Source organism: Facivitalis istanbulensis (assembly GCF_040560405.1).
GTDB classification, from domain to species: domain Bacteria; phylum Pseudomonadota; class Alphaproteobacteria; order Sphingomonadales; family Sphingomonadaceae; genus Sphingomonas; species Sphingomonas istanbulensis.
This window is the reverse complement of the sequence record NZ_JAVSCQ010000023.1, coordinates 1-23,414: the sequence shown is the minus strand read 5'-3', so window position 1 is coordinate 23,414 and position 23,414 is coordinate 1. Positions and strand designations below refer to the sequence as shown.

Genomic DNA, 23,414 nt, shown 5'->3' with positions numbered 1-23,414 from the left:
CAACACCCCACGCTTCGCTCAGGGTGATCGAAGCGTGGGACGGGACCGGGCAAGGAGAGCAGGCATGAAGGCGATCGCACTGGGATTGATGCTGGTGGCGGGCGGCGCCACCGTCGCGGTGGCGCAGCCAAAGCCCGAGGCTCGGGCGAAGGCGGCGGCGATCCCGTCCTACATCGCCGCCGCGCTGGCCGATCCGGCGCGGGCGGACCAGGCGGGCGATGACGCGCGGCGGCAGGCGGCGGCGGTGCTGGCATTTTCCGGCGTGAAGCCCGGCGATACGGTGATCGATTACCTGCCGGGCCAGGGTTACTGGACGCGGATCTTCTCCGGCATCGTCGGCCCAAAGGGGCATGTCTATGCCTATTGGCCCGCCGCCGCCGCGCATTATGCGGAGAAGTCGCTCGGACCACTCACCGCGCGTAACCTGCCCAACGCGACCGTCGCGGTGCAGGCGGTCAACCTGCCCGCCGCGGACAAGCCGGTCGACCTGTTCTGGACCGTCCAGAATTATCATGACGTCGCCAACAAGGATGCGGGCGAACCCGCGCTACGCGCCTTCGACCAGGCGGTGTTCAAGCTGCTGAAGTCCGGCGGCACCTATGTCGTGATCGACCATGCCGACACGGTGGGCAAGGGGCTGGCCAACACCAACACCACGCACCGGATCGACCCCGCTTATGTCAAGCGGCAGATCGAGTCGGTCGGTTTCCGGTTCGTCGGTGAAAGCCGCGTGCTGCGCAATCCGGCGGACGATCACAGCAAGAACGTCTTCGACCCCGCCATTCGCGGCCATACGGACCAGTTCGTCTACAAGTTCCGCAAGCCCTGAGCGCGGTGCCCGAACCCGCCGCCGATCGTCGCGCGTTGCGCGGTCGATCGGCGGCCGGGGAGCGGGCGCGTGGCGACGTCCGAGGCGGGCTGTCCGGAAGGTCCTAAACGGCGACCCGCAGCATCGCGCGCACGCCTTGATGCGCGGGATCATAGTCCACCACCGTCTGCAGGCTTTGCGCCATGGCGCGGATCAGCTTCGCGCCGAGCCCGGTCCCCTGCGGCGTCCGGCCGGGGGCCATGCCGCATCCGTCATCCTCGACGATCAGCAGGCAGCCATCGTCCGTGCGTTCCACCCGGATCCGCACCTCGCCCGCGCGGCCGGGATAGGCATATTTGCACGCATTGGTGACCAGTTCGGTGACGATCACGCCGATCGACACCGCGCGGTCGGTCTTCACCCGCACCGGCTCGGCGATCAGGGTCAGTGTGCGTGGCAGGACGTCGTTGGACCAGCTTTCGCCCAGTTCCTCGACCAGCGCGCCCAGATAGTCGCGCAGATCGACCTGCTCGACATCATTGGCGGTGTAGAGCCGCCGATGAACCTGCGCGATCGCGCGGATGCGGCGCTGCGTATCCTCCAGCGCCTCCCTGGCGCGCGCGTCGGACAGGCTGCCCTTTTGCAGGCCGATCATCGCGGACACGAGTTGCAGCGAATTGGCGACGCGGTGATTCACCTCGCTCAGCATCGCCTCCAGCCGCGCGTTCGAGGCGCGCAGCTCGGCCTCCGCCGCCGCCTTGGCGCGCTCCAGCCGGGAGCGGTCCAGCACCTGGGCGAAGCTGGCGGCCAGCAGGTCGAAGAAATCCTCGCCCACCGCCTTCACCACATAATCGGCCGCCCCCGCCTTCAGCGCGGCGACCGCGATCCGCCCCTCGTCCGATCCGGTGACATAGACGACGGGCGGCGGCTCGGGCAGCGCAAGGATCGCGGACAGCGTTTCCAGCCCGTCCATACCCGGCATGTAATGGTCGACCGCAACCAGATCGAACCCGCCGCCGGCGGCGAGATCGACGCCTGCGGCCCCCGATGCCGCGCCCGTGACCGCATAGCCGTGCCGCGACAGCGCGCGCGTCACCAGCCGGCGCAGCGCGTCGTCATCGTCGATATAGAGGATGCGCGCACCCTCCATCGCGGTCGGGGCGGGACGCTGGCTCAGCCTTCGACCTCGGGCACCTGGATCACCGACAGGAACAGGCCGAGCTGGCGGATCGCCTGGGCGAAATTCTCGTAATTCACCGGCTTGGTGATGTAGACGTTGCAGCCCAGGTCATAGCAGCGCTGGATCTCCACCTTGTCGTCGGTGGTGGTCAGCACGACGACGGGCGCGCGCTTGAGCGGGCTGCCCTCTTCCTTGATCCGCGCCAGGATGTCGGTGCCGCTCATGTCGGGCAGGTTCAGGTCGAGCAGGACCATCGCCGGGCCGCTTTTCGCCGGGCCGTCGGGCGCGTGGAACAGATAGTCGAGCGCGGTCGTCCCGTTGGTGAAATGGCGAATGTCGTTCAGGATACCCGCGCGGCGGATATTCTTCTCGATCAGGCGGGCATGGCCTTCGTCATCCTCGATCATGACGATGCCGACGGAGCGATGGTCGTTCATTCAGAGGCCTTCGATGGAAAGGGCGGGGGGGAGTGACAGGAAGAAGGTCGCGCCTTCGCCCAGTTGGGATTCGACGGAAATCGTGCCGCCCAGGCGATAGGCCAGCGCGCGGACATGGGCCAGGCCGATGCCTTCGCCCGGCTGGTCCTGCTGTCCCGAACGGCGGAACAGATCGAAGATGCGCTGATGGTCGCGCGGATCGATGCCACGCCCATTGTCGCGTACCGCCACGATCACCCGCCCGCGGGTTTCCTCCACCGAGACATGCACCTCGGCGGGGCGGTGCGGGTGGCGATATTTCGTGGCGTTCTCGATCAGGTTGGAGAGGATCTGCTCCAGCGCGATCCGGTCGCTGACGATGACGGGCATCGGCCGCTCGATCGTGAGCGTGACGCCGCGATCGTCGATCACATGGCGGATCGAGTCGGTGATCTGCTCGACCAGCTTGTCGAGCGCGATCATCTCGGGGGCCAGCACGCGCCGCCCCTCGCGGCTGAGCTTCAGGATCGCGTTGATCAGCCTGTCCATCTTGGCGGTCGAGGTGCGGATGAAGCCGATCGCCTCGGGCAGATCCTCGCGCGCGGCCAGCCGGGCCTCCTCGGTCACGATCTGCGGAGCCTCGGCCTCGGCGCGGTCGATCAACTCGGCCAGCGGCTGGGTCGCGGCGGACAACTCGGCGGTGAAGCCCATCACGTTGACCAGCGGCGAGCGCAGATCGTGGCTGACGATATAAGCGAAGCGCTGAATCTCCTCGTTCGCCAGCGCGAGGTCGGCGGTGCGTTCCTGCACCTGCTCCTCCAGCGTGGTGTTGAGCTGGGCGAGCGCGTCGCGCGACCGGCCCAGGTCACGGGTATAGCGGCGCACCGTCAGGAAGGAGATGATCGCCACCAGCACCAGCAGCAGCCCGGCCACGCCCATCACGCCGGAGAACAGGCGGCGGCTGGCAGCCTGCTCGGCATCGCGCAGCGCCAGCAGGCGGTGTTCCTCGCTGGCGAGCCTGACGAACACCCGGCGGAGTCGGGTCATCCGCAGCAGCCCGGTATCGGCCCGGAACTGGCGCAGCGCGTCGGCGCCGCGGCCCTGTCGCACCAGCTCGTTGGTCGCGCGCTGCGCCGCGTCGATCGCCCCCAGTTGCTGCACGACCATGTCCATGGGGCGGTGCTGGCGCGGATTGTCGGCGGTCAGCATGCGCAGCTCGGCGATCTTGGGCTGCAACGCGGCCTGCGCCAGGTTGAAGCTGTCCAGGAAGGGCTGGGTGCCGGCGAGCATATAGCCGCGCCGCGCGGTTTCCTTCTGCTCGGCCAGGCGGCGCACCTCGGTCAGCACGCCTTCGACGCGATAGGTATGGATGACCCAGTCGCTGTGCCGGTTGGTCTTCTGGATCGCATAGCCCGCAGTCACCGCCGCGACGATGAGCGCGAGGAAGCCCGTCGCCATGGCGGCGACCAGGATCCGGCCGATCGGGCTGTCGGTGGTGGGTATTGCGGTCGGAGCCCCCTGCATAAGTTGCTGCCATATCGAAGGAAAGGGGGCGACGCCAGAGCCGTTGCGTTCGCGTTAAAGCAACATTTACAGCAGCAGTTCCTGGGGGCCGGGCCGCCCGACATGGCCGCCGCCGCGCCGCCGCGCCATTTCGGTCTCGGCGGTGAAGCGGACATCGGGATCGCGGTCGCTCAGGAAGCCCATCAGCGAATCCTCGTCGATCTCGCGCCAGTCCTTGCCGCGATCGGGGCCGTAGCGCACGCGGGGCAACAGCCCGGGACTGCGCGACCATTCGAGCAGTTGCGCAAGGCTCGCCTCGTTCAACTGGTCGCGCAGGTGATGCGCGGTGACATAGGCGTCGGGAAAGGCGCGGTGGATGGGCAGGCTGCGCTCATGCACCAGCCCCTCGGGCTTGCGCCAGTAGCGCAGCACCTGGTTGGAGAAGCTGGGGCTGTCGGGCCAGAGCCGCAGCGCGCATTTCCAGGTGCAGATCCAGTCGGCCGACTGGGTCATGGCGGGGGTGCAATATTGCTGTTCGAAATCCGCCCGGTGTGCTGCCAGCGCCAGGCGGCGGGGCCAGGGATCGAGCACGCGGCGCGCGACATCGTGCCACCAGGGCGCGTCGGCAACCTGTCCGTCGAGGATATGGTGGATCGCCTGCGTGATCGGCGGGATCGGGCGGCCCGGATTGACCAGGATGCTGCCGCCTTCACCCTCCAGCGCCCAGCGACCGTCCTTGCCCAGCGCGACATCCTGCCACCCGATCTCGCACACGCCGTGCTGCGGCGGGGCCTGTCCGGTCGTCTCCAGGTCGATAACGCGGATGATCTGGGGCTGGGGCCGTAACATGCCCCCTATTTGGGCGCTTGGTCCGAGAAAAGCGAGGGCGCTTATCCGATGCCTATCCCATCAGCGCACGGTCACGCAGGCCGCGCCAGACGTGCAGCGCCTGCACCGTCTCGGCCACGTCATGCACGCGCAGCAACTGCACCCCGGCTTCGGCGCCCTTCAGCGCCAGCGCCAGCGAGCCGCCCAGCCGCGCGTCGACCGGCGCTTCGTTCGACAGCGCGCCGATCATCCGTTTCCGGCTGGCCCCCAGCATGATCGGGCAGCCCAGCCCGTGAAAGAGCGCCAGCCCGTTCATCAGCGCCAGATTGTCGGCCAGCGACTTGCCGAAGCCGATGCCCGGATCGATCATGATACGCGACCGGGGCACGCCCGCCGCCACCACCGCCGCGACCCGCGCCTCCAGCCAGTCGAACACCTCGGTCAGGACATCGGTATAGCCCCCGCCCCCATGCCCGCCCTTTTCGGGATCGGGGGAATGCATCAGGATGACCGGGCAACCGGCCTTCGCCACCACCTCCAGCGCGCGATCGTCCCAGAGGAGCGCGGCGACGTCGTTGACGATGCCCGCGCCCGCCGCCAGCGCGGCCTCCATGACGGCGGCCTTGCGCGTGTCGATCGACACCAGCGCGCCGCCTCTGGCCAGCCGCTCGACCACGGGAGCGGTGCGCGCGATCTCATCGCCTTCCCAGACCGGCGCGGCGCCGGGCCGGGTGGATTCGCCGCCCAGGTCGATCACCGCCGCGCCCAGCGCCGCCATCGCCATGCCGCTATCGGCGGCGGCGGCCGGGTCGCCGGCATGCCGGCCGCCATCGGAAAAGCTGTCGGGGGTGGTGTTCAGGATCGCGGCGACCTGCGGCTGGTCGAAGCACAGCGTGCGCGGGCCGATGACCCACGGCGCGCGCGGGGTGGTGAAGGCGGCGTGCAGCGCCTCGGCACGGGGCGAGCCGCCGAGCGCCTGCCCGAAGCGCGCGACGGGGACGGTGCGGCGGCTGGTGCCCTCGCGGACTTCATAGGCGGCGAACCACTGCATCCCGCCCGCGAGACGGGCGACGCTGCCGTCCTCCAGCCCGACGGGCGTGTCGACGAACTGGACGGGGCGCAGGTGCATGATGGTTCCTCAACGAAGGGAAGGAGGCTGGCCGCGAGCCTACACCCTGTAACCATCCCGGCGAAGGCCGGGGCCCAGATGCCGCGCCGTGGCCGACGATCCTCGTCATTCGGGGCGACTGGACCCCGGCCTTCGCCGGGGTGGTGCTGCGTAGGCGAAGGTTCAGGGCTGCGTGGCGAGCAGCCAGGTCTGGCGCATCGCGTCGATCGGCTTCAGCGCGCCCTCCAGCTCATAATGCCAGAAGGTCCAGCCATTGCAGGTCGGCCGGTTCTGCAACACCGAACCAAGCCGGTGGATCGATCCCGCCTGGCCGCATTCGGACAGAAGCGATCCGTCCGCGCGCACCGTCGCGCGCCACCGGCGCTTGGCATCCATCAGCGGCATGCCGGGCAGCAGATAGCCGTTTTCGACCAGTGTCCCGAACGCCACCTTGGGCTGCGCCTTGGGGCTCTGCATCGTGGCGAGCGCGCTTTCGTCGAGGGGGAGGGCAGCCTCGATCCGCTCGATTGCGGCGGCGCAATAGGCCGGTTCGCGCTCGATCCCGATCCATTGGCGTCCCAGCCGCTTGGCGACCGCGCCGGTGGTGCCGGTGCCGAAGAACGGATCGGCGATCACGTCCCCCGGCCGGGTGCAGGCCAGCAGGATGCGATAGAGCAACGCCTCGGGCTTCTGGGTCGGATGGACCTTCTGCCCGTCCTTCTTCAGCCGCTCCTGACCGCCGCATATGGGGAATTCCCAGTCCGAGCGCATCTGAATCTCGTCGTTCAGCGTCTTCATCGAGCGATAGTTGAAGGTGTATTTCGCCTTCTCGCCCTTCGACGCCCAGATCAGCGTCTCATGCGCATTGGTGAAGCGCGTGCCCTTGAAATTGGGCATCGGGTTGGACTTGCGCCAGATGATGTCGTTGAGGATCCAGAAGCCCAGATCCTGCACCGCGGTCCCGACGCGGAAGATGTTATGATAGCTGCCAATGACCCAGAGCGAGCCATTGTCCTTCAGCACGCGGTAGCATTCGGCCAGCCAGGCGCGGGTGAAGGCGTCATAGGCGGCAAAGGTGTCGAACTTGTCCCAGGCGTCGGTAACGGCATCGACATGGCTGCCATCGGGGCGGAACAGCTCTCCGCCGAGTTGCAGGTTATAGGGCGGGTCGGCGAAGATCATGTCGACCGACCGGTCGGGCAGCGAGCGCAGCGCGGCGATGCAGTCGCCCATCAGGATCTGGCCCAGCGGCAGGTCGCTTTCGCGGTGCGCCGATACCGGCAGCGTCCCGATCGGCCGTCCTACCGTCTGGATGACCCCCATGGTTTACCGTCCCTTCTACCCTCGAACCCTCGCATCGGCCCGGAACGAGTCGGTCGTCAAGAGCCGATTCGGTACCGCGACTCGCGGGATTCCGCCAGATTCGTGGAGATGTTGCGGTTCGGTGGCAGATATGGGGGGTGTGGATAACTCCGCCCCCCAGGGAGTGGGGGTGTGGCGGGGGTGACTCAATTCGCCGTCAAATCCTCCCCGCAGCGGCGCGAGGGCGAGGAAACGGGGATATCAGAGCGCCAGATCGCATTGCGCCACCGGCGCGAAGCTGCGGCGATGGAGCGGGGTGGGGCCATGCTCGCGCAGCGCGGCCAGATGCGCGGCCGAGCCATAGCCCTTGTTCGATGCCCAGCCATAGGCCGGATACAGCTCGGCCGCGGCGATCATCAACGTGTCGCGCCGGTGCTTGGCGATGATCGACGCCGCGCCGATCGCCAGCGACTTGGCGTCGCCGCCGACGATCGGCGTCGCGCTATAGTCCCATCGGGGCAGGCGGTTGCCGTCGACCAGCACATGCGCGGGGGCCTGGCCCAGCGCGGCGGTCACGGCGTCCACGGCCAGTGTCATGGCCTTCATCGTCGCCCAATAGATGTTCAGCCGGTCGATCTCTTCGGGTTCGACCACGCCGATGCCGACGACTGCGCAGGCGCGGATTTCGGCATAGAGCCGGGCGCGGGTCTTTTCGGTCAGCTTCTTGGAATCGTTGATGCCGGCGGGAATCTGCCGGGCGGGCAGGATGACGGCGGCGGCGACCACTGGCCCGGCCAGCGGGCCGCGTCCCGCCTCGTCCACGCCGCACAGGGGCGCGGGAAAATTGCTATCGACCATGGCGGCGGGACTTAGTCCGTCGGACCCGGATTGCAAATCGTCATCCGGGCCGTCATCCGGGACATCCGCTCCGCGCGGCCCTAGCCCCAGCGCGCGGCGAAGGCGGAGGCGTCCCAGCCTTCGCGGCTGATCGTCGCGAGCAGGTGATAGAAGGGGACCATGCCCAGCGCATGGCCCATCGGCCCATGGCCCCGGCCCAGATCGGGCGCGGCGGCGAGCGCGGCCTGGACGAAGGCGATGGCGCGATCGACCGCATCGGCCAGCGCCATGCCCTGGCCCAGCCCGGTCGCGATGGCGCTGGCCAGCGTGCAGCCGGTGCCATGGGTCGATCGCGTGTCGCGCCGGGGGTGCTGCCAGCGCTGCTCGCCGCCCGGCTGGACCAGCCGGTCCTCGATCACCGGCCCCTCGCCATGCCCGCCCTTGACCAGCAGGGCCGCGGTCTGGGGCCGGACCGCCGCCTCACCGCCGAGCGCCGCGAGTTCGGGCAGGTTGGGGGTGGTCAGCGCGGCCAGCCCCAGGAAGCGGCGAAAGGCGGCGATGACATCGGCATCGGCCAGCACCGATCCGCTGGTTGCGACCATGACGGGGTCGAATACCACCGGCAGGTCCAGCGTTTCCAGCCGGTCGGCCAGCGCATGGGCGGTCTCCGCCGATCCGATCATGCCGATCTTCACCGCGTCCGCGCCGATATCGGACAGCACGCTGTCGATCTGTGCCATCACCATCGCGGTAGGCACCGGATGGACCGCCTGCACGCCCAGCGTGTTCTGCGCGGTGATGGCGGTGATCGCGGTCATCGGATGGCCGCCCAGCATCGTGACCGTCTTGATATCCGCCTGTATCCCGGCCCCGCCGCCCGAATCGGAACCGGCGACGATCAGGATGCGGGGCGGGGACATGACGGTCATGATGCCCGTGCCATGCCTGTCCGCGCGGGTCAGGGCAAGCGCCCGCGCCGCGCCGCCGTCGCCGCCAGAGCGGCGGTCCCATGGCGCTCGTCCCGGCAGGATGGGGCGGTCGTCGCCCGATGGCGGGGGCACCGGCTTCATGGCGCGTTCGTGACGTTTCGTTTCCGTATCGTCGCGCCCCTTTCCTCCTCCCGCCGTCCGCCTATTTCGGGCGCGCATCCATCGGCGAGGTTTTGCGTTGCTGCGCCTCGTGGCTGCTTGAGGGAGATAGAGTTTGATCGTCGATGCCGTACCGCGCACCCGCATCATCATCGGGGAGGTCTGGCGGCCTTTGCTGGGGCTGTTCATCTGGGACGTGATCGTCACGATCGCTTATTATGTGCTGCCGTTCAAGGCGCCCTCGCTGCCGCTGACCCTGTTCGGGACCGCGCTGGCGCTGTTCCTCGGCTTTCGCACCAACTCGGCCTATCAGCGCTGGTGGGAAGGCCGGCAGCTCTGGGGCCTGATGATCAACGCCTCGCGCAATATCGCCCGCAGCGCGCGCAATTTCCTGCCCGATCCCGAGGGGCGTGACCTGAAGCGCTCGATCGTGCTGCGCCAGATCGCCTATGTGAACGCGCTGCGGTGCCAACTGCGCAGACAGCCCGTCGATACCGAGGTGCTGCGCTTCCTGTCGCGTGGCGAGGCGGAGCCCGCGCTGGCCCGGCTCAACACCGCCAACGGCCTGCTCGACGGCACCGGCCGCCGCATCGCCGATGCGCAGCGCAAGGGCTGGATCGACACCATCCAGCAGGCTCAGATGGAATCGGTGCTGGTCGACATCGCCAATTCGCAGGGCGGGATGGAGCGGTTGAAGAACACGCCGCTGCCCAACCAGTATCGCTTCATCCCCGCCTTCTTCACCCGGCTGTTCTGCGTGCTGCTGCCGATCGGCCTGGTCGAGACGCTGGGCTTCGCCACGCCGGTCGGCTCGTCGATCGCGGGGCTGATGTTCCTGGCCGCGCTTCAGATCGGCGACGATCTGGTCGACCCCTTCTCGGACACGGTCCACGACCTGCCGCTGAGTGCGATGTGCCGGACGATCGAGATCGACCTGCTCCAGGCGATCGGCGACCCCGCGCCCGAGCCGATGCAGCCCGTCGACGGCGTGTTGTGGTAAGAGGCGTTTGAAGACGCGTGGATCCGCGCGTCTTCGGGCAGTATCGGAAGGGCGGGCGATCAGGCGGCGTTGTCGATGCCGAGTTCGCCCAGTTTGCGGTACAGGGTCGAGCGACCGATCCCCAGCCGTCGGGCCACCTCGGTCATGCGGCCGCGATAATGGCCGATCGCCAGGCGGATGACATCGGCCTCGATATCCTCCAGCGGGCGCAGATTGCCGTCGGGCCGGAACAGGCTGATCCCGCCATTGTGCAGCGGCCCCGATCCGCTGGCCGTCACCGACGGCCGATCCCCGAGCGAGGCGATCTGCGGGAAATCGCAGGCGGTCAGCGCGTCCCCCTCGCACAGCACCGCCGCGCGGAAGAGCGCGTTCTGCAACTGGCGGACATTGCCCGGCCAGTCATAGCGGCAGAGCAGGGCCATCGCGTCGTCGGTGATGTCGAGCGCGGGCAGGCCGGGCTGTTGCGCGATGCGCTCCAGCAGATGCCGGGTCAGCGGCGGGATATCGCCCGCCCGGTCGCGCAGCGCCGGAATCGCCACCTGCACGACGTTGAGCTTGTAATAGAGATCCTCGCGGAAACGTCCCGCCTCGACCGCGTCGAGCAACCGGCCGTCGGCGGCGGCGATCACGCGCACATCGACCTCGCGCGCATGGCGACCGCCCAGCGGCAGGATCGTGCCCGTCTGGAGCATGTCGAGCAACCGCGTCTGGGTGTCGAGCGGCATGCCCGCCACCTCGTCCAGGAACAGGGTGGACCCGTTTGCGTCGACCATCTTGCCGATCCGCCGTTCGAACGCGCCCGCAAAGGCCCCTTCCTCATGGCCGAACAGGATGCTGTCGAGCAGGTTGGCGGCGGTCGTGGCGCAGTTGACGCGCACCATCGGGTGCTGCGCGCGCGGGCTGGCGGCGTGGATCGCCTCGGCCAGCAATTCCTTGCCGACCCCGCCCTCGCCCTCGATCAGGACCGAGACGCGGGCCCGTGCCGCCTTGGCCGCGATGTCGAGCGCGGCGCGGAATTCGGGCGCGTCGCCGACGATCTCGTCAAAGCTGAGCAGGGCGGGAATCTTCTCGGTCAGCGGGCGGAGTTCGCCGTTGCTCTGCGTCGTGACCGTCGCCTCCAGCGCGGCGAGCAGCCGCTCCGGGGCCAGCGGCTTGACCAGGAAGTCGGTCGCGCCCGCGCGCATCGCCGCCACCGCCTGCTCGACCGAATCATTGGCGGTGAGCATCAGGATGGGCAGTTCGGGGCGCAGCGCATGGCATTCGGCGATCAGCGCAGTGGCGTCCGCCCCTTGCGCCCAATGGTCGATCAGCACCGCATCGAGTTCGTGCCCCTGCGCCGAGCCGAGCACCGACGCCGCCATGTCCGCATCGGTTGCGAAAACGGTGCGCCAGCCGCCACGCTGCGCCAAGGCCGCAATCAACCGGCGTTGTGCAGGTTCGTCGTCGATCAGCAGCAGCAAACGTTGACCGTTGCGCGTCATAACTTGTCCCGTATCCCCTGTTGCGAAGGGTATAGCGCAATATTCTTAAAATCCGCGTTAAATCGGGACAGTTTTTCCATCAGTCGGAAAATCCGCCATTTCGGTGACGGGGCGATGCCGGGGGCCTGCCGACATGCAAAGGTTTTCACGACATTTCGGGGTTGATCCGACGCGCCCGGTGAATAAGCTTCGGTTTCCGGCATCCGGGCGCGGCGGCCCGCGCACCGGACACGGGGGCGAAAAGGGTGAGGTGAGGATCATGGCGGCCAATGACATGGGAAACGGCGATATGGCGGCGCATGTCGCGACCTATGGCCGGATGATCGAACTGCTCAAATGGGGCGCGATCGCCGCGGCCATCCTGGTCGCGATCGTCCTCTGGCTGATTGCCTGATCCGATGGCGCTGCATATTGCCGTCCTGCACGAAACGGGCGAGGTCGAGCGTCGCGTCGCCGCCATGCCCGAGACGATTCGCAAGCTGATCGCGCTGGGCGCGACCGTCGCGGTCGAGGCCGGGGCGGGGGCCGCCGCCGGGATCGCCGATACCGATTATGAACAGGCCGGGGCCAGGGTCGCCGATCGCGCGGCGGTGCTGGCCGGGGCGGAGATCGTGCTGGCGGTGCAGGCGCCCGAGGCGGCAACGCTGGCGGGTGCGGCGCCGGGGGCGTGGGTGGTCGCGGCCTTCGATCCGCTGCGCCGCCGCGAGTCGGTGGACGGCTATGCCGCCGCCGGGCTGGAGGCGCTGGCGATGGACCTGATGCCGCGCATTACCCGCGCCCAGTCGATGGACATCCTGTCCTCGCAGTCCAACCTTGCCGGGTACAAGGCGGTGCTGGAGGCGGCGAGCGCCTATGGCCGCGCCTTTCCGATGATGATGACTGCGGCGGGGACGATCCCGGCGGCGCGCGTCTTCGTGATGGGCGTCGGCGTCGCGGGGTTGCAGGCGATCGCGACCGCGCGACGGCTGGGCGCGCAGGTATCGGCCACCGATGTCCGCTCGGCGACGAAGGAGCAGATCCAGTCGCTCGGTGCCAAGCCGATCTTCGTCGAGGGCGTGGCCGGGATCGAGGGCGAGGGTGCCGGCGGCTATGCGGGCGAGACGAGCGAGGCGTATCGCGCCGCGCAGGCCGAACTGGTCGCCGGGCATATCGCCAGGCAGGACATCGTCATCACCACCGCGCTGATCCCCGGCCGCCCCGCGCCGCGTCTCGTCACTGATGCGCAGATCGCGACGATGCGGCCCGGCAGCGTCATCGTCGACCTCGCGGTCGAGGCGGGCGGCAATGTCGAGGGTGCGGTGGCGGGCGAGGTGGTCCAGCGCCACGGCGTGACGATCATCGGTCATCGGAACATGGCCAGCCGCCTGGCGGCGGACGCCTCGGCGCTGTTCGCGCGCAACCTGTACAATTTCCTGTCGGCTTTCTGGGACAAGGAGGCCGGGCGGCCGGTGCTGGACGCGGAGATCGGCGACGCGATCCGGCTGACCAGGGGCGGGCAGGTGGTGAATCCGAGGTTGCAGTCGTGACCGTAAATCCTCCCCTTGCAGGGGAGGTGGCAGGGCGAAGCCCTGACGGAGGGGGGTCGCGCTATCGAGAGGGGGACACCCCTCCGACGCGCTACGCGCGCCACCTCCCCTGCAAGGGGAGGAATTGAGATGTTGCAGGGTCATGGAGCGGTTGGCGATCGTGCACGGATGCTACGACAAGACATGTCTGCGCCCGAAATCACCCTATGGCAGATTCTTCGCGAACGCCCCGGCGGTCTCAAATTTCGCCGCCAGCATCCTGCGGGGCCCTATATCGCAGACTTCTATTGCCATGAGGCGAGGCTCATCATCGAAATCGATGGCGAAGCGCATAACTGTGGCGACCGTCCGCTGCGCGACATCGCCCGAGATCGCTGGCTCGCCGAACGTGGCCTTGAGACACTGCGCATCGCGGCGATCGACATCCATAACAATATCGATGGCGTGACCGGCTATATCCTCGCGACCGCCGCCAGCCGCTCTTGCGGGGAGGAGTAATCATGGACTTCATATCGATCCTGTCGGTCTTCGTGCTGGCGTGTTTCGTTGGTTATTACGTCGTCTGGTCGGTGACGCCGGCGCTGCACACGCCGTTGATGGCGGTGACCAACGCCATTTCCTCGGTCATCATCGTCGGTGCGCTGATCGCCTCGGCGGCGACGGCGGGGGCGACCGGGTCGGCGATCGCCAAATGGCTCGGGCTGGGGGCGGTGGTGCTGGCCAGCATCAACATCTTCGGCGGCTTTGCGGTGACGCAGCGGATGCTCGCCATGTACCGCAAGAAGGAGAAGCGCGCGTGATCGCCCCTGTGCCGCCTGCGCCGCTGGCTCCCGTCGTCGCGACGGTGGCGGCCAATCCCTGGGTATCGCTGGCCTATCTGGTTGCGGGCGTCTGCTTCATCCTCGCGCTGCGCGGGCTGTCGAGCCCGGCGACCAGCCAGCGGGGCAATCGCTTCGGCATGGCGGGCATGGCGATCGCCGTCGTCACGACCCTGGTCACGCATGAGATCGCCAGCCTGCCCGAAATCCTGGTCGCGATCGCCATCGGCGGCGGCATCGGCTTCGTGATCGCGCGCCGCATCGCGATGACCGCGATGCCGCAGCTGGTTGCCGCCTTCCACTCGCTGGTCGGCCTCGCCGCCGTGGCGGTCGCCTGTGCCGCCTTCCTGAATCCGGTCGCGTTCGACATCGCCGACATGGTCGTGCCGATGATCGGACAGCCTTTTGCCAGCATCCATGTCGTCAGCCGGGTCGAAATGGCGCTGGGCGTCGCGATCGGTGCGATCACCTTCTCCGGCTCGGTCATCGCCTTCCTGAAGCTCAACGGCAATATGGGGGGCAAGCCGATCCTGCTGCCCGGCCGCCATGCGCTGAACCTCGGCATTCTCGGCGCGATCGTCATCCTGGTCGCGATGTTCACCCGCGACCAGGCGCCATGGATCTTCTGGACGATCACCATATTGTCCTTCGCCATCGGCTTCCTGCTGATCGTGCCCATCGGCGGCGCGGACATGCCGGTCGTGGTGTCGATGTTGAACAGCTATTCGGGCTGGGCCGCCGCGGCGATGGGCTTCACCCTTCACAACACCGCGATGATCATCACCGGCGCGCTGGTCGGCAGCTCGGGCGCGATCCTGTCCTATATCATGTGCCGGGCGATGAACCGCAGCTTCATCAGCGTGATCGCGGGCGGCTTCGGCGCGAGCGATGCGGGCAGTGCGGGCGGCGGCGCGGCGGTCGACCGGCCGTGGAAGCGCGGCAGCGCGGAGGATGCGGCCTTCCTGATGGCGCAGGCCGAACAGGTGGTGATCGTCCCCGGTTACGGCATGGCGGTGGCGCAGGCGCAGCATGTCCTGCGCGAGATGGGCGATCTGCTGAAGAAGCAAGGCGTGCGCGTCAAATACGCCATCCATCCGGTCGCGGGGCGGATGCCCGGCCATATGAACGTGCTGCTGGCCGAGGCGAACGTGCCTTATGACGAGGTGTTCGAGCTGGAGGACATCAACGCCGAGTTCGCCCAGACCGACGTCGCCTTCGTGATCGGCGCGAACGACGTGACCAATCCGGCGGCCAAGACCGACAAATCCTCGCCCATCTACGGGATGCCGGTGCTGGATGTGGAAAAGGCCAAGACGGTGTTGTTCGTCAAACGCTCGATGGGCGGCGTCGGCTATGCCGGGGTCGATAACGAGCTATTTTACCGCGACAACACCATGATGCTGCTGGCGGACGCCAAGAAGATGGTCGAAGAGATCGTCAAGGCGCTCGGCTGAGCGTCTGATTCGGGCCGCTGTCGACTCCCGGACGGCGGCTCCGATCGGCCGGGCGGTGGACGGCGCGACAGGCGCGACGGGTCCGTGCGTCCATGGCCGGTCACGGTGACTGGACGGGGGGCATCGGTGGACGAACGGGATTATTACGGCGACGGCTTTCCGGTCGTGTTGGTCAGCGCGCCCGCATTGTCGGGCGCGGCCGAACAGGTGGTGCGCCAGGCGGGCGGCCGGGTGATGCGAGTCATCGACTGGCCCGGCGTGGCCGAGGAGATCGGGCGGCAGGCGGGGTGGCCGCTGCTGATGATCGACACGCACGGTGCCGATGCGCAGGCGAAGGAGATCGCGCTGGCGCGGATCGACGCGGTCGCCACCGCACTGGACCTGTCGGTGGTGGTCAGCCTGTCGGCGGCGGATATCGATCTGGTCGCCGCCATGCTGCTGGGCCCGCGCGTCGCGATGCTGTGCGATGCCAGCGAGATCGAACTGGTCGGGGCACTGGCGGTCGCGGGGGCGGCGCAGGCTGGGGCCGCCATGGTGCATGGTCATCTCCGCGAGGGCGAGTCCGAACGGCTGCGTCACCTGAATGCCGAGGTGGCGCGCATTGCCGAGGCGCTGACCCGGCTGTCGACGCAGACGCCGGAGGACCGGTCGGGCGGAGTCGGCGACCGGCATCAGAGCTTTCACGCCGCGCCGATGCGCGCACTGCCCGGCGATGCCGATCTGGTCCGCCGGATGATCCGCGCGCGCCGCCTGCGCGACGGCTTCTTCGCGCCCGGTCTGTTCGAGGAACCGGCCTGGGACATGCTGCTCGACCTGCATGCCGCGCATCTGGAGGGCGGGCGCGTCTCGGTGTCGAGCCTGTGCATCGCGTCGGCCGTGGCGCCGACGACCGCGTTGCGCTGGATCGGCAAGATGACCGAATCGGGACTGTTCGAGCGGCAACCCGATCCCGCCGACCGCCGCCGCGCCTTCATGGTGCTGACCGTCCGCGCGCTGGAGGGGATGGGCGGTTATCTGGGCGCGATCCGGCGGCTGGGGGTGGCTTGAACGCTGCGGCTTGGAGGGGGCGGGCCGATCGCCACTCGACCATTTGCTCCCGTCTCGGAGAGGAGCAGGATTCGGTGTTGTCCTAACCCGCCAGCGCCCAGCGGATCGCGCCGCCCAGCCGCCGGGTGCCCGCGAACAACACCGGGCGAATGGGCATGGTGCCGTCCAGCCCGTGCAGCCGCGCCGCCCAATCGGGGAGCAGCGCGATACCCGCCTGGGTCAGCCATTTGCTGACCGGGGCCAGGGCGGGGCTGGGCGGCGGCTGGTGAAGCAGCGTCCGCGCCACCGCGCGGGTGCGAGCATCTATGCGCAACTCGGGACGGATCGCGCGGAGGAAGCGCGCCAGTTGCCGCCGGTCCTCGGGCACCTGGACGGCCCCCAGACGCCGGGCCAGGCCCGCCATCTCCGCCAGATACTGGTCCGCGCGTGCATCGGGGAAGCCGGGATCGCGATAGGCGCGATGTGCACGCAGGAAACTGTCGACCTCCATGGCATGAACAACGGTCAGCAGATGCGGATCGCAGGCGGCATAGGGCGTGCCGTCGGGCAGCGTGCCGCGCACCCGCTCATGCACCGCCCGCACCCGCGCGATCATCCGCTCGGCCGCCTCGGTCGCGCCATAGGTGGTGACGGAGATGAACCCGGCGGTCCGCCGCAGCCGCCCGGCCATGTCGCGGCGGAAATCCGAATGATCCCACACGCCCGCCAGCGCGGCGGGGTGGAGCATCTGGAGCAGCAGAGAGGCGATGCCCCCCGCCATCATCGCGGTGAAATCGCCATGCACCGCCCATGTCGCCGATCCCGGGCCGAACAGCCCGTCATCCCCGGGCGGCCGCGTCAGGTCAATCTGGCGCGCGCCGACGATATCGCGGAGCTGGTCGGCAATCTGGCGGCGGACGGGGCGCATAGTCCATCAACGCGCGGACGTTGCGCGTGTTGCGCCTAGGGTGGCGTCCGGCGCATCCCTATTGCCGCTTCGCGGCGTCCCAGGCGGCGATTTCGTCCAGGAAGCGCCGTTCGATCACCAACTCGCTCGCGGTCTCGGTCGCAAGATCGACCGTGATCGAGCCGGCCCATTCATAGGTGGCGTTGCCCGACAGCGTGACCATCCCGTCCGCCTGTGCAAAGGCGCGGACCAGCCCGCCCCGGTTGAACACCACGGTCGGCCGGTCCCAGCCGATCCGTCCAGTCAGGCAGGCGGCATAGGTGGAGGCCGCCATCGCGCTGCCGCAACTGTCGGTCAGGCCGACGCCGCGTTCAAAGGTGCGGACGAACAGCGAATCGCCGCGCAACTCGACGAACGAGACATTGGCGCGGTTGGGCAGCCAGTCGGGCGCGGCCTCGCACATCCCGCCCAGCCGGACCAGTTCGGCCTCGTCCCCGGTCTCGACGAAATGGACCAGATGCGGATTGGGCATGGTGACGGCGGTGAAGCGCCGGTCCGTGTCGAGCATCGGCAACACCGCCTCGACCAGCCGCTCGGGCGCGCCATGGATCGGCCAGGCGGCGGTGGAGAGTCCCGCCGGGCCCGCCGTTTCGCGGACCGTGTAGACGCCGGGGGCAAGGTCGGCATCGCGGGTGGCGGCGGCGTGCGAGGTCTTGAGCCGGACGGTGGCGGCGTCGATCCCCAGCGCCTCGAACCCCGCCCGCGCGACGCAGCGGACACCGTTGAGGCAGGTTTCCGCCTCGCTGCCGTCGCTGTTGCGCATCACCATGCCGAAGGCAGCCTGCGCGTCGCCCGGCACCAGCAGGAGCAGCCCGTCGCCACCCACCGGCCCGTCGCGCTTGGCCAGCGCGCGCGCCACGCCCGCCCATTGCTCCTCGGCGAGCGTCAGGGTACGCGCGTCGATCATCGGGAAGTCATTGCCCGAGCCATGGCATTTGACGATCGCGAACCGCATCGGCGGCGTCTCCGGTAGAATAAGGGGGGACCGGCGCCGTCCCTAGCCCAGCACGCGCCTCGCCGCCACCCATGCCTGCTTGCCATGCCCATAAGCGATCGGGTGGACGGGGGGCTTGCCAGCGGCAGGCCGCTGTAGGACAGCCGCAGGGACCGGAAGAGAGGGGAGGGCGCGATGATTACCGCCATACGCGAGGTTCGCCGCGCCAAGGGAATGACGCTGGAGGACGTCGCGCGCGCCTGTTGCCCGCCGACCACGCCGCAGACGATCGGGCGGCTGGAGATGGGGACGCGCACCGTGTCGCTGCCCTGGCTTCACCGCATCGCCGCCGCGCTGGGCTGTACCACCGCCGATCTGGTGACGCTGCCCCTGCGCGAGACCTTGCCGGTCGCCGCGCTGCTGGGGCCGCGCGGGGCGGTCGCGCCGCGCCAGCCGCGCGCGGTTTCGCCCCCCTGCGCGACGCCGGGCATGATCGCGGTGACGGTGACCGGCGCGATCGGTGACTATCGCGCGGGCGATGAACTCTGGTGCGAACCGCTGGCACCCGATAGCTTCGCCGACGCCATGAATCGCGATATCCTCGTGCCCCGCCGCGCCGGTGGCTATGTCTTTGCTCGGTTGGCCGGGTTGGCGCATGATGCGCTGCACCTTCTGCCGTTGGAACCGGGAAGCGCGGGCGTGACCGTGCCCGCCCCCGCCTGGATCGCGCGTGTCGCGCGTCTGGTGCGCACGCTGTGACCCTCGTGTCGATCCTGCTCGCGCTGCTGCTCGGCGCGTCCGCCGCGCCGCACCAGGCCGCGCCTGCGCCCACAGCCGTCGCGCCCGCGCCGCCGCCGGTGGTGCGGCCCGAGCTGGTCCACGCCTATCCGCACGAACGCACCGCCTTTACCGAAGGGCTGCTCATCGCCGATAGTGTTCTCTACGAAAGCACGGGGCGCGAGGGCGAGAGCGTCATCCGCCAGGTCGACCTGCCGACCGGCCGGACGGTGCGGCAGGCGGTGGTGCCCGATGGCCTGTTCGGCGAAGGGATCGTCGCCTGGGGCCGCGAGCTGCGCAGCGTGACCTGGCATGGCGGTCGCGGTTTCCGCTGGAGCCGCCCGGCGCTCAAACGGACCGGCGAGTGGCGCTATCAGGGCGAAGGCTGGGCGATGACCGATGACGGGCATCACATCATTCTGTCCGACGGCACGCCGCGCCTGCGTTTCCTGGACCCGGAGACGATGCGCGTCGCGCGCACGCTGGACGTGAGCGTCAACGGGCGGCCGCTCAAATATCTGAACGAGCTGGAATATATCGATGGCCGAATCTGGGCCAATGTCTGGATGACGCCCTATATCGTGCAGATCGATCCGGCGACAGGCCAAGTGAGCGGCGTCATCGACCTGAGCGCGCTGGTGGCGCGCGCGGGCGTTACGGACCGGGATTCGGTCGCCAACGGCATCGCCTTTGACCGGGCAAAGCACCGGATTTTCGTGACCGGCAAGAACTGGCCCGAACTCTATGAAATCCGCCTGCCCGGCGGCACGGCCCGCTAGGGGCCGCCGGGCCTTCGCCCAACGGACATGGATCGCCATTTGCCGGGCACGAATGCGCCCGGCATGAGAGGCAGCGCCGCCCCCTTCGCAACCGATTGGCGATGCTGTGCAAAAGATTGAAGGAACCGGGTTTCTTGCCGACCAGTACGCGTTTCGTGGTCTCGCTGCACATGCTGGCCCTGATGGCCGAGCATGGCGAGACGCCGCTTCGATCCGAAGATATCGCGGCCAGCGTCAATTCCAATGCGGCGGTGGTGCGCGCCCTGCTGCTGCGTCTGGCCAGTGCCGGGCTGACCCGCTCGCAGCTGGGCAATCGGGGCGGCGCGATGCTGGCGCGCGCGCCAGCCGACATCCGGCTGTTCGACGTCTATGACGCGGTCGAGGATCGCAATATCTTCGCCTTTCATCGCAACCCGCCCGCAGGGGACGGGATCATCGACCGGCATATCACCGACAGCCTGGGCACGATGCTGATGCCGGTGCGCGTCGGGCTGGAGGAGGCGCTGGCCCGGCTGACGCTGGCCGATGTCCTGACCGATATCCGCGCGCGCGCCGCCTGACGGATCAGACCAGCGCCAGATCCCGCGGCATCGTGTCGGGGAACAGCGTGGCGAGCCGATCGGCCTTCAGCCCGAACTGGCGCGCCACCAGCCCGCCCATCAGCGCGCGGTAATCGGTCAGCACCGGCAGGTCGCGATTCTGGTTGAGCGTGGCGGCGGACAGCGCGACCTGCTCGCCCGCCATGCGACCGCCCGACACGCCGCCGCCCATCACCCAATAGATGCTGCCATGGCCGTGATCGGTCCCCCGATCGCCATTTTCGCGGAAGGTGCGGCCGAATTCGGACAGGACGACAACGGTGGTAGTCCGCCACGCCGCCGGCCCGATCGCCTGCGCGAACCCGGCCAGCCCGCGTCCCAGATCGCCCATCCGATCGGCGAGATAGCCGGTCGCGCCGCCCTGGTTGACGTGCGTGTCCCAGCCGCCGACATCGACGAACGCGAGGTTGAACTGATCGCGCATCAGCATGCCGATCCGCTGCGCCGACAGGGCGAAGCCCTTGGCCGACACCGCGCCACGGCTGGCCGCCTTCATTTCCTGGTCCAGCGTCTTGTAGACGGTGTCGCGCACCGTGAAGCCCTCGCTGACCGAGCGGGCGAGGTCGGGATGACCGGAATACATGCTCTGGATCAGCGAGGCCTGGCGCTGGTCGATCGGCTTGCCGACATTGGCGAGCGCGAGGTTGGGAATCGGGTCCTCGCCGCCGCGGAAGCATAGCGGCAACTGGTCGGTGAATGAGATCGGCCGTTCCTTCTGCCCCAGAATAGCGGCCAGCCGCGCCATGAAGCCCGAGCCATAGTCCCGATGCCCGCCGACCGGCTGCCCCAGCTCGATCGTGTCCTGCGTCTCGAAATGGCTGCGGCTCATATCGTCGGTGCCGGCGAACGGCACGAAGGCGATCTGTTTCGCCTGCCAAAGCGGCAGGATCGAATCCCTGAGCGTCGGATGCAGCGCCCAGTCGGCGTCGAGCGGCAGGGGGGCCTGCGCATTGGCCGGATCGGGTTTGGGCAGCGCGATGGTGGGCCGCGACTGGCGATAGAAATCGCTGCCGCTCGGCACCACGATATTCACCGCGTCATAGGCGCCGCGCAGGAACACGACCAGCAGGCGGCTGCCCGCCTGCGGCGCGGCGAAGGCGCGGCCCGCGACCACCATCGGAGCCAGGGCGGCGGCACCGCGCAGCAGGTCGCGGCGATGGACATGATGGGAAAGATGCCGGGGGAAATGCGGGATCATCATGCGATCCTCCTATCGGTGCATGAATTCGGGCGAGGAGAAATAGAGCGCGTTCCACTCGGCGGGCGAGCGCGCCTGGGCCAGGGTGGCGATGGTCGGTTTGCCCATGGCCGGCATCCGCGCGACGAGAATGGGCGAATCCTTCAGTATCGGCGGCGCGGATCGCGGGGCGGGTGTGCCCGGTGCGGCATCGGCGGGCTGGAAGAGCCGGGCGGCGCCCCCACCGATCTGGCGCGCGATGTCGAAGCGCGTCGCCATCTGGCCCGGCCCCGACCAGGCCGCGCTGGTCAGGTCATGGCCATCGGGGGTTTCGTGATCGTACAGCCCTTCGCCCATCTGGCGTATCCAGCCGATGATCGGCCGGGCGTCGGTGACGGTGCGATCGCCATAGCCCAGCCGCACCGCCGACAATGTGTAGCCGACCGGGTCCTTGAACCCGCTGCCCAGCGATCCGGCGAATTCGCGCGAGCGGATCATGGTGCGCAATACCTCGGCGATGTCGCCATGGCTCTTGCGGAAGGTCGCGGCCATCCGGTCGACCAGCGCGGACGGCGGATGGTCGCCCATGAAATAGGTCGCCATCTTCAGCGAGACGTGATGCGCCGTCGCGGGGCTGTCGGCGATCAGGTCCAGCGCCTGCTCGACCTCGGCAAAGCCCGAGCCGGTGATCGTGTGGCCCAGGAAATGCTTGGTGCCGAAATCATGGCGCGCGGGATTGAACTCGAACAGTCCGGCGCGGAGATAGAGCGGCTGGAGTTCGGGTTTCAGCCGGGGGGCATCGGGTTTCTGGTCGACGCCGACGCCGGTCAGGATGCGCGCCAGTTCCTGCACGTCCTGCTGGCTATAGCCCGATCCGACCCCCATGGAGTGCAGCTCCATGATCTCCCGTGCGTAATTCTCGTTGATCTTGCCGCGCGCATTCTGGTCATTGTCCAGATAGCGCAGCATGGCCGGGTGACGCAGCGTCGCCTCCAGCAGATCGCGGAACCGGCCCAGCGCATGGGCGCGGATCGTGTCCTCATAATCGCCGACCATCGCGCGGATGTCGCGCTTGCCGGCCTGGACGTTGAGTTGGTTGAACCAGAACCAGGTCATCCGCTCGCGCAACGCGTCGGGCGAATAGAGCGCGCGCAGGACGAAGCGGGTGCGGGCTTCGTCGGCCAGCGCGTTCATCGCCTTTTGATAGACCTCGCGCGCGGCCTTTTTCTGGTCCGGGTCCTTCAGCAGATTGGCGTTGCGTTGCAGCGCGTCGGTTTCGACGACCAGCGCCGCGACCGGCTCGCGCGAGATCCGCATCGCGTCGATCTGCGCCTGGACGGCGGGCGGCAGGGGATCGATCTTTCCGTCGAGCTGATGACGCAGCCAGGCGTCGCTGCCCGGCGGCGGGCCGGTCTCGGGAACGGCCGACGGGCCCCAGCCGAGCCGCTCGGCCCAGGCGGCATCCCGGGCCGGATCGGCGGCGCGGGCAGGCATCGCCGCCAGCAGGACCGGAGCCATTATCAGCCAGGATGCGATACGCGCCATGCTGCCATCCGCCATCGCCACGCGCCGACCGAACGGGCGCGGGCTTCTTCGGATGATAATGTGGCCAGTCGCGGCTGAACACCGGCTTGCCCGGATATGAAAAGCGCGTCAGCGCGCGGCCATGCGAACCATGGGGGCAACTGTGATGCTCATGCGAGAGCGATAGGCTGTCGCTTTCGGATCATGGCGTTGAGGATGACGAGGAGTTGCCGTGCGACGGCGATGAGGATCGTCTTGGGCGCCTTGCCCTTGGCGCGCATC

At 68.6% G+C, this 23,414-nt stretch carries 24 protein-coding genes; 11 read left to right on the top strand and 13 right to left on the bottom strand.

Going from position 1 to position 23,414, the window contains the following annotated elements:
- Nucleotides 1–64 precede the first annotated feature (64 nt).
- A complete protein-coding gene (locus RN629_RS13065; RefSeq protein ID WP_407035577.1) occupies nucleotides 65–829 on the top strand; it encodes a class I SAM-dependent methyltransferase in 765 nt (254 codons plus the stop codon).
- Between the two features lie 103 nt (nucleotides 830–932).
- Here the strand turns inward: RN629_RS13065 and RN629_RS13060 are convergent, their stop codons facing one another.
- From RN629_RS13060 to thiD, 8 genes are all read right to left on the bottom strand, one after another.
- Nucleotides 933–1,958 carry a sensor histidine kinase gene (locus RN629_RS13060; protein WP_407035576.1) on the bottom strand — a complete coding sequence of 342 codons (1,026 nt, stop codon included), beginning with the start codon at nucleotides 1,956–1,958 and terminating at the stop codon, nucleotides 933–935.
- Between the two features lie 23 nt (nucleotides 1,959–1,981).
- Complete coding sequence (locus tag RN629_RS13055; RefSeq protein ID WP_407035575.1) at nucleotides 1,982–2,425, bottom strand: response regulator; 444 nt, start codon at nucleotides 2,423–2,425, stop codon at nucleotides 1,982–1,984.
- Nucleotides 2,426–3,928 (bottom strand): sensor histidine kinase, encoded by a 1,503-nt coding sequence (locus RN629_RS13050; protein ID WP_407035574.1) that lies wholly within the window; start codon nucleotides 3,926–3,928, stop codon nucleotides 2,426–2,428.
- 66 nt (nucleotides 3,929–3,994) lie between these two features.
- On the bottom strand, nucleotides 3,995–4,756 hold the full coding sequence (locus RN629_RS13045) for an exonuclease domain-containing protein (RefSeq protein WP_407035573.1): 762 nt from the start codon (nucleotides 4,754–4,756) through the stop codon (nucleotides 3,995–3,997).
- Nucleotides 4,757–4,808: 52 nt separating this feature from the next.
- Nucleotides 4,809–5,864 carry a dihydropteroate synthase gene (gene folP / locus RN629_RS13040; protein WP_407035572.1) on the bottom strand — a complete coding sequence of 352 codons (1,056 nt, stop codon included), beginning with the start codon at nucleotides 5,862–5,864 and terminating at the stop codon, nucleotides 4,809–4,811.
- A 162-nt stretch (nucleotides 5,865–6,026) separates the two neighbouring features.
- Complete coding sequence (locus RN629_RS13035) at nucleotides 6,027–7,166, bottom strand: site-specific DNA-methyltransferase (RefSeq protein ID WP_407035571.1); 1,140 nt, start codon at nucleotides 7,164–7,166, stop codon at nucleotides 6,027–6,029.
- 240 nt (nucleotides 7,167–7,406) lie between these two features.
- Nucleotides 7,407–8,003, bottom strand: coding sequence for a ribonuclease HII (locus tag RN629_RS13030; protein ID WP_407035570.1), 597 nt, complete (start codon nucleotides 8,001–8,003; stop codon nucleotides 7,407–7,409).
- An 80-nt stretch (nucleotides 8,004–8,083) separates the two neighbouring features.
- Nucleotides 8,084–8,902, bottom strand: coding sequence for a bifunctional hydroxymethylpyrimidine kinase/phosphomethylpyrimidine kinase (gene thiD / locus RN629_RS13025; protein ID WP_407035615.1), 819 nt, complete (start codon nucleotides 8,900–8,902; stop codon nucleotides 8,084–8,086).
- A 283-nt stretch (nucleotides 8,903–9,185) separates the two neighbouring features.
- Between thiD and RN629_RS13020 the strand changes: the two genes are divergently transcribed.
- On the top strand, nucleotides 9,186–10,070 hold the full coding sequence (locus RN629_RS13020; RefSeq protein ID WP_407035569.1) for a bestrophin family protein: 885 nt from the start codon (nucleotides 9,186–9,188) through the stop codon (nucleotides 10,068–10,070).
- Between the two features lie 59 nt (nucleotides 10,071–10,129).
- On the opposite strand, the gene RN629_RS13015 is transcribed toward RN629_RS13020, so the two are convergent.
- Nucleotides 10,130–11,551, bottom strand: a complete 1,422-nt coding sequence (locus RN629_RS13015) for a sigma-54-dependent transcriptional regulator (protein ID WP_407035568.1) — start codon at nucleotides 11,549–11,551, stop codon at nucleotides 10,130–10,132.
- 259 nt (nucleotides 11,552–11,810) lie between these two features.
- Between RN629_RS13015 and RN629_RS13010 the strand changes: the two genes are divergently transcribed.
- From RN629_RS13010 to RN629_RS12985, 6 genes are all read left to right on the top strand, one after another.
- On the top strand, nucleotides 11,811–11,945 hold the full coding sequence (locus RN629_RS13010) for an aa3-type cytochrome c oxidase subunit IV (RefSeq protein WP_407035567.1): 135 nt from the start codon (nucleotides 11,811–11,813) through the stop codon (nucleotides 11,943–11,945).
- A gap of 10 nt (nucleotides 11,946–11,955) precedes the next feature.
- Nucleotides 11,956–13,077 (top strand): NAD(P) transhydrogenase subunit alpha, encoded by a 1,122-nt coding sequence (locus tag RN629_RS13005; RefSeq protein ID WP_407035614.1) that lies wholly within the window; start codon nucleotides 11,956–11,958, stop codon nucleotides 13,075–13,077.
- A 129-nt stretch (nucleotides 13,078–13,206) separates the two neighbouring features.
- Complete coding sequence (locus RN629_RS13000) at nucleotides 13,207–13,575, top strand: endonuclease domain-containing protein (protein WP_407035566.1); 369 nt, start codon at nucleotides 13,207–13,209, stop codon at nucleotides 13,573–13,575.
- Between the two features lie 2 nt (nucleotides 13,576–13,577).
- The gene (locus tag RN629_RS12995; protein WP_407035565.1) at nucleotides 13,578–13,877 is read left to right on the top strand and encodes a proton-translocating transhydrogenase family protein; all 300 of its coding nucleotides are present in this window, start codon (nucleotides 13,578–13,580) and stop codon (nucleotides 13,875–13,877) included.
- 44 nt (nucleotides 13,878–13,921) lie between these two features.
- Nucleotides 13,922–15,349 (top strand): NAD(P)(+) transhydrogenase (Re/Si-specific) subunit beta, encoded by a 1,428-nt coding sequence (locus RN629_RS12990; protein WP_407035613.1) that lies wholly within the window; start codon nucleotides 13,922–13,924, stop codon nucleotides 15,347–15,349.
- Between the two features lie 126 nt (nucleotides 15,350–15,475).
- Nucleotides 15,476–16,396 (top strand): winged helix DNA-binding protein, encoded by a 921-nt coding sequence (locus RN629_RS12985; protein WP_407035564.1) that lies wholly within the window; start codon nucleotides 15,476–15,478, stop codon nucleotides 16,394–16,396.
- 82 nt (nucleotides 16,397–16,478) lie between these two features.
- On the opposite strand, the gene RN629_RS12980 is transcribed toward RN629_RS12985, so the two are convergent.
- Nucleotides 16,479–17,303 (bottom strand): oxygenase MpaB family protein, encoded by an 825-nt coding sequence (locus RN629_RS12980; RefSeq protein WP_407035563.1) that lies wholly within the window; start codon nucleotides 17,301–17,303, stop codon nucleotides 16,479–16,481.
- 58 nt (nucleotides 17,304–17,361) lie between these two features.
- A complete protein-coding gene (gene dapF / locus RN629_RS12975; protein WP_407035562.1) occupies nucleotides 17,362–18,297 on the bottom strand; it encodes a diaminopimelate epimerase in 936 nt (311 codons plus the stop codon).
- Between the two features lie 174 nt (nucleotides 18,298–18,471).
- Here dapF and RN629_RS12970 point away from each other — a divergent pair, with 174 nt between their 5' ends.
- The 3 genes from RN629_RS12970 (at nucleotide 18,472) to RN629_RS12960 (ending at nucleotide 20,392) form a co-directional block, all read left to right on the top strand.
- On the top strand, nucleotides 18,472–19,035 hold the full coding sequence (locus RN629_RS12970; RefSeq protein ID WP_407035561.1) for a helix-turn-helix domain-containing protein: 564 nt from the start codon (nucleotides 18,472–18,474) through the stop codon (nucleotides 19,033–19,035).
- Between the two features lie 11 nt (nucleotides 19,036–19,046).
- Complete coding sequence (locus RN629_RS12965) at nucleotides 19,047–19,832, top strand: glutaminyl-peptide cyclotransferase (protein ID WP_407035612.1); 786 nt, start codon at nucleotides 19,047–19,049, stop codon at nucleotides 19,830–19,832.
- A gap of 134 nt (nucleotides 19,833–19,966) precedes the next feature.
- Nucleotides 19,967–20,392 (top strand): Rrf2 family transcriptional regulator, encoded by a 426-nt coding sequence (locus RN629_RS12960; protein WP_407035560.1) that lies wholly within the window; start codon nucleotides 19,967–19,969, stop codon nucleotides 20,390–20,392.
- A gap of 4 nt (nucleotides 20,393–20,396) precedes the next feature.
- On the opposite strand, the gene RN629_RS12955 is transcribed toward RN629_RS12960, so the two are convergent.
- Together RN629_RS12955 and RN629_RS12950 are read right to left on the bottom strand one after the other, a co-directional pair.
- Nucleotides 20,397–21,632, bottom strand: a complete 1,236-nt coding sequence (locus tag RN629_RS12955) for a DUF1501 domain-containing protein (protein ID WP_407035559.1) — start codon at nucleotides 21,630–21,632, stop codon at nucleotides 20,397–20,399.
- A gap of 9 nt (nucleotides 21,633–21,641) precedes the next feature.
- Nucleotides 21,642–23,153, bottom strand: a complete 1,512-nt coding sequence (locus RN629_RS12950) for a DUF1800 domain-containing protein (RefSeq protein WP_407035558.1) — start codon at nucleotides 23,151–23,153, stop codon at nucleotides 21,642–21,644.
- Nucleotides 23,154–23,414: the final 261 nt, after the last annotated feature.

Excerpts from the sequence above, each read along its gene's own strand:
- RN629_RS12970 (WP_407035561.1), top strand. The coding sequence starts at position 18,472 with ATGATTACCGCCATACGCGAGGTTCGCCGCGCCAAGGGAATGACGCTG.
- RN629_RS12950 (WP_407035558.1), bottom strand. The coding sequence starts at position 23,153 with ATGGCGCGTATCGCATCCTGGCTGATAATGGCTCCGGTCCTGCTGGCG.
- RN629_RS13010 (WP_407035567.1), top strand. The coding sequence starts at position 11,811 with ATGGCGGCCAATGACATGGGAAACGGCGATATGGCGGCGCATGTCGCG.
- RN629_RS12995 (WP_407035565.1), top strand. The coding sequence starts at position 13,578 with ATGGACTTCATATCGATCCTGTCGGTCTTCGTGCTGGCGTGTTTCGTT.
- dapF (WP_407035562.1), bottom strand. The coding sequence starts at position 18,297 with ATGCGGTTCGCGATCGTCAAATGCCATGGCTCGGGCAATGACTTCCCG.
- RN629_RS13030 (WP_407035570.1), bottom strand. The coding sequence starts at position 8,003 with ATGGTCGATAGCAATTTTCCCGCGCCCCTGTGCGGCGTGGACGAGGCG.
- RN629_RS13035 (WP_407035571.1), bottom strand. The coding sequence starts at position 7,166 with ATGGGGGTCATCCAGACGGTAGGACGGCCGATCGGGACGCTGCCGGTA.
- RN629_RS12955 (WP_407035559.1), bottom strand. The coding sequence starts at position 21,632 with ATGATGATCCCGCATTTCCCCCGGCATCTTTCCCATCATGTCCATCGC.
- RN629_RS13055 (WP_407035575.1), bottom strand. The coding sequence starts at position 2,425 with ATGAACGACCATCGCTCCGTCGGCATCGTCATGATCGAGGATGACGAA.
- RN629_RS13000 (WP_407035566.1), top strand. The coding sequence starts at position 13,207 with ATGTTGCAGGGTCATGGAGCGGTTGGCGATCGTGCACGGATGCTACGA.
- RN629_RS13015 (WP_407035568.1), bottom strand. The coding sequence starts at position 11,551 with ATGACGCGCAACGGTCAACGTTTGCTGCTGCTGATCGACGACGAACCT.
- RN629_RS13050 (WP_407035574.1), bottom strand. The coding sequence starts at position 3,928 with ATGCAGGGGGCTCCGACCGCAATACCCACCACCGACAGCCCGATCGGC.
- thiD (WP_407035615.1), bottom strand. The coding sequence starts at position 8,902 with ATGTCCCCGCCCCGCATCCTGATCGTCGCCGGTTCCGATTCGGGCGGC.
- RN629_RS13065 (WP_407035577.1), top strand. The coding sequence starts at position 65 with ATGAAGGCGATCGCACTGGGATTGATGCTGGTGGCGGGCGGCGCCACC.
- RN629_RS13045 (WP_407035573.1), bottom strand. The coding sequence starts at position 4,756 with ATGTTACGGCCCCAGCCCCAGATCATCCGCGTTATCGACCTGGAGACG.
- RN629_RS13060 (WP_407035576.1), bottom strand. The coding sequence starts at position 1,958 with ATGGAGGGTGCGCGCATCCTCTATATCGACGATGACGACGCGCTGCGC.
- folP (WP_407035572.1), bottom strand. The coding sequence starts at position 5,864 with ATGCACCTGCGCCCCGTCCAGTTCGTCGACACGCCCGTCGGGCTGGAG.
- RN629_RS12980 (WP_407035563.1), bottom strand. The coding sequence starts at position 17,303 with ATGCGCCCCGTCCGCCGCCAGATTGCCGACCAGCTCCGCGATATCGTC.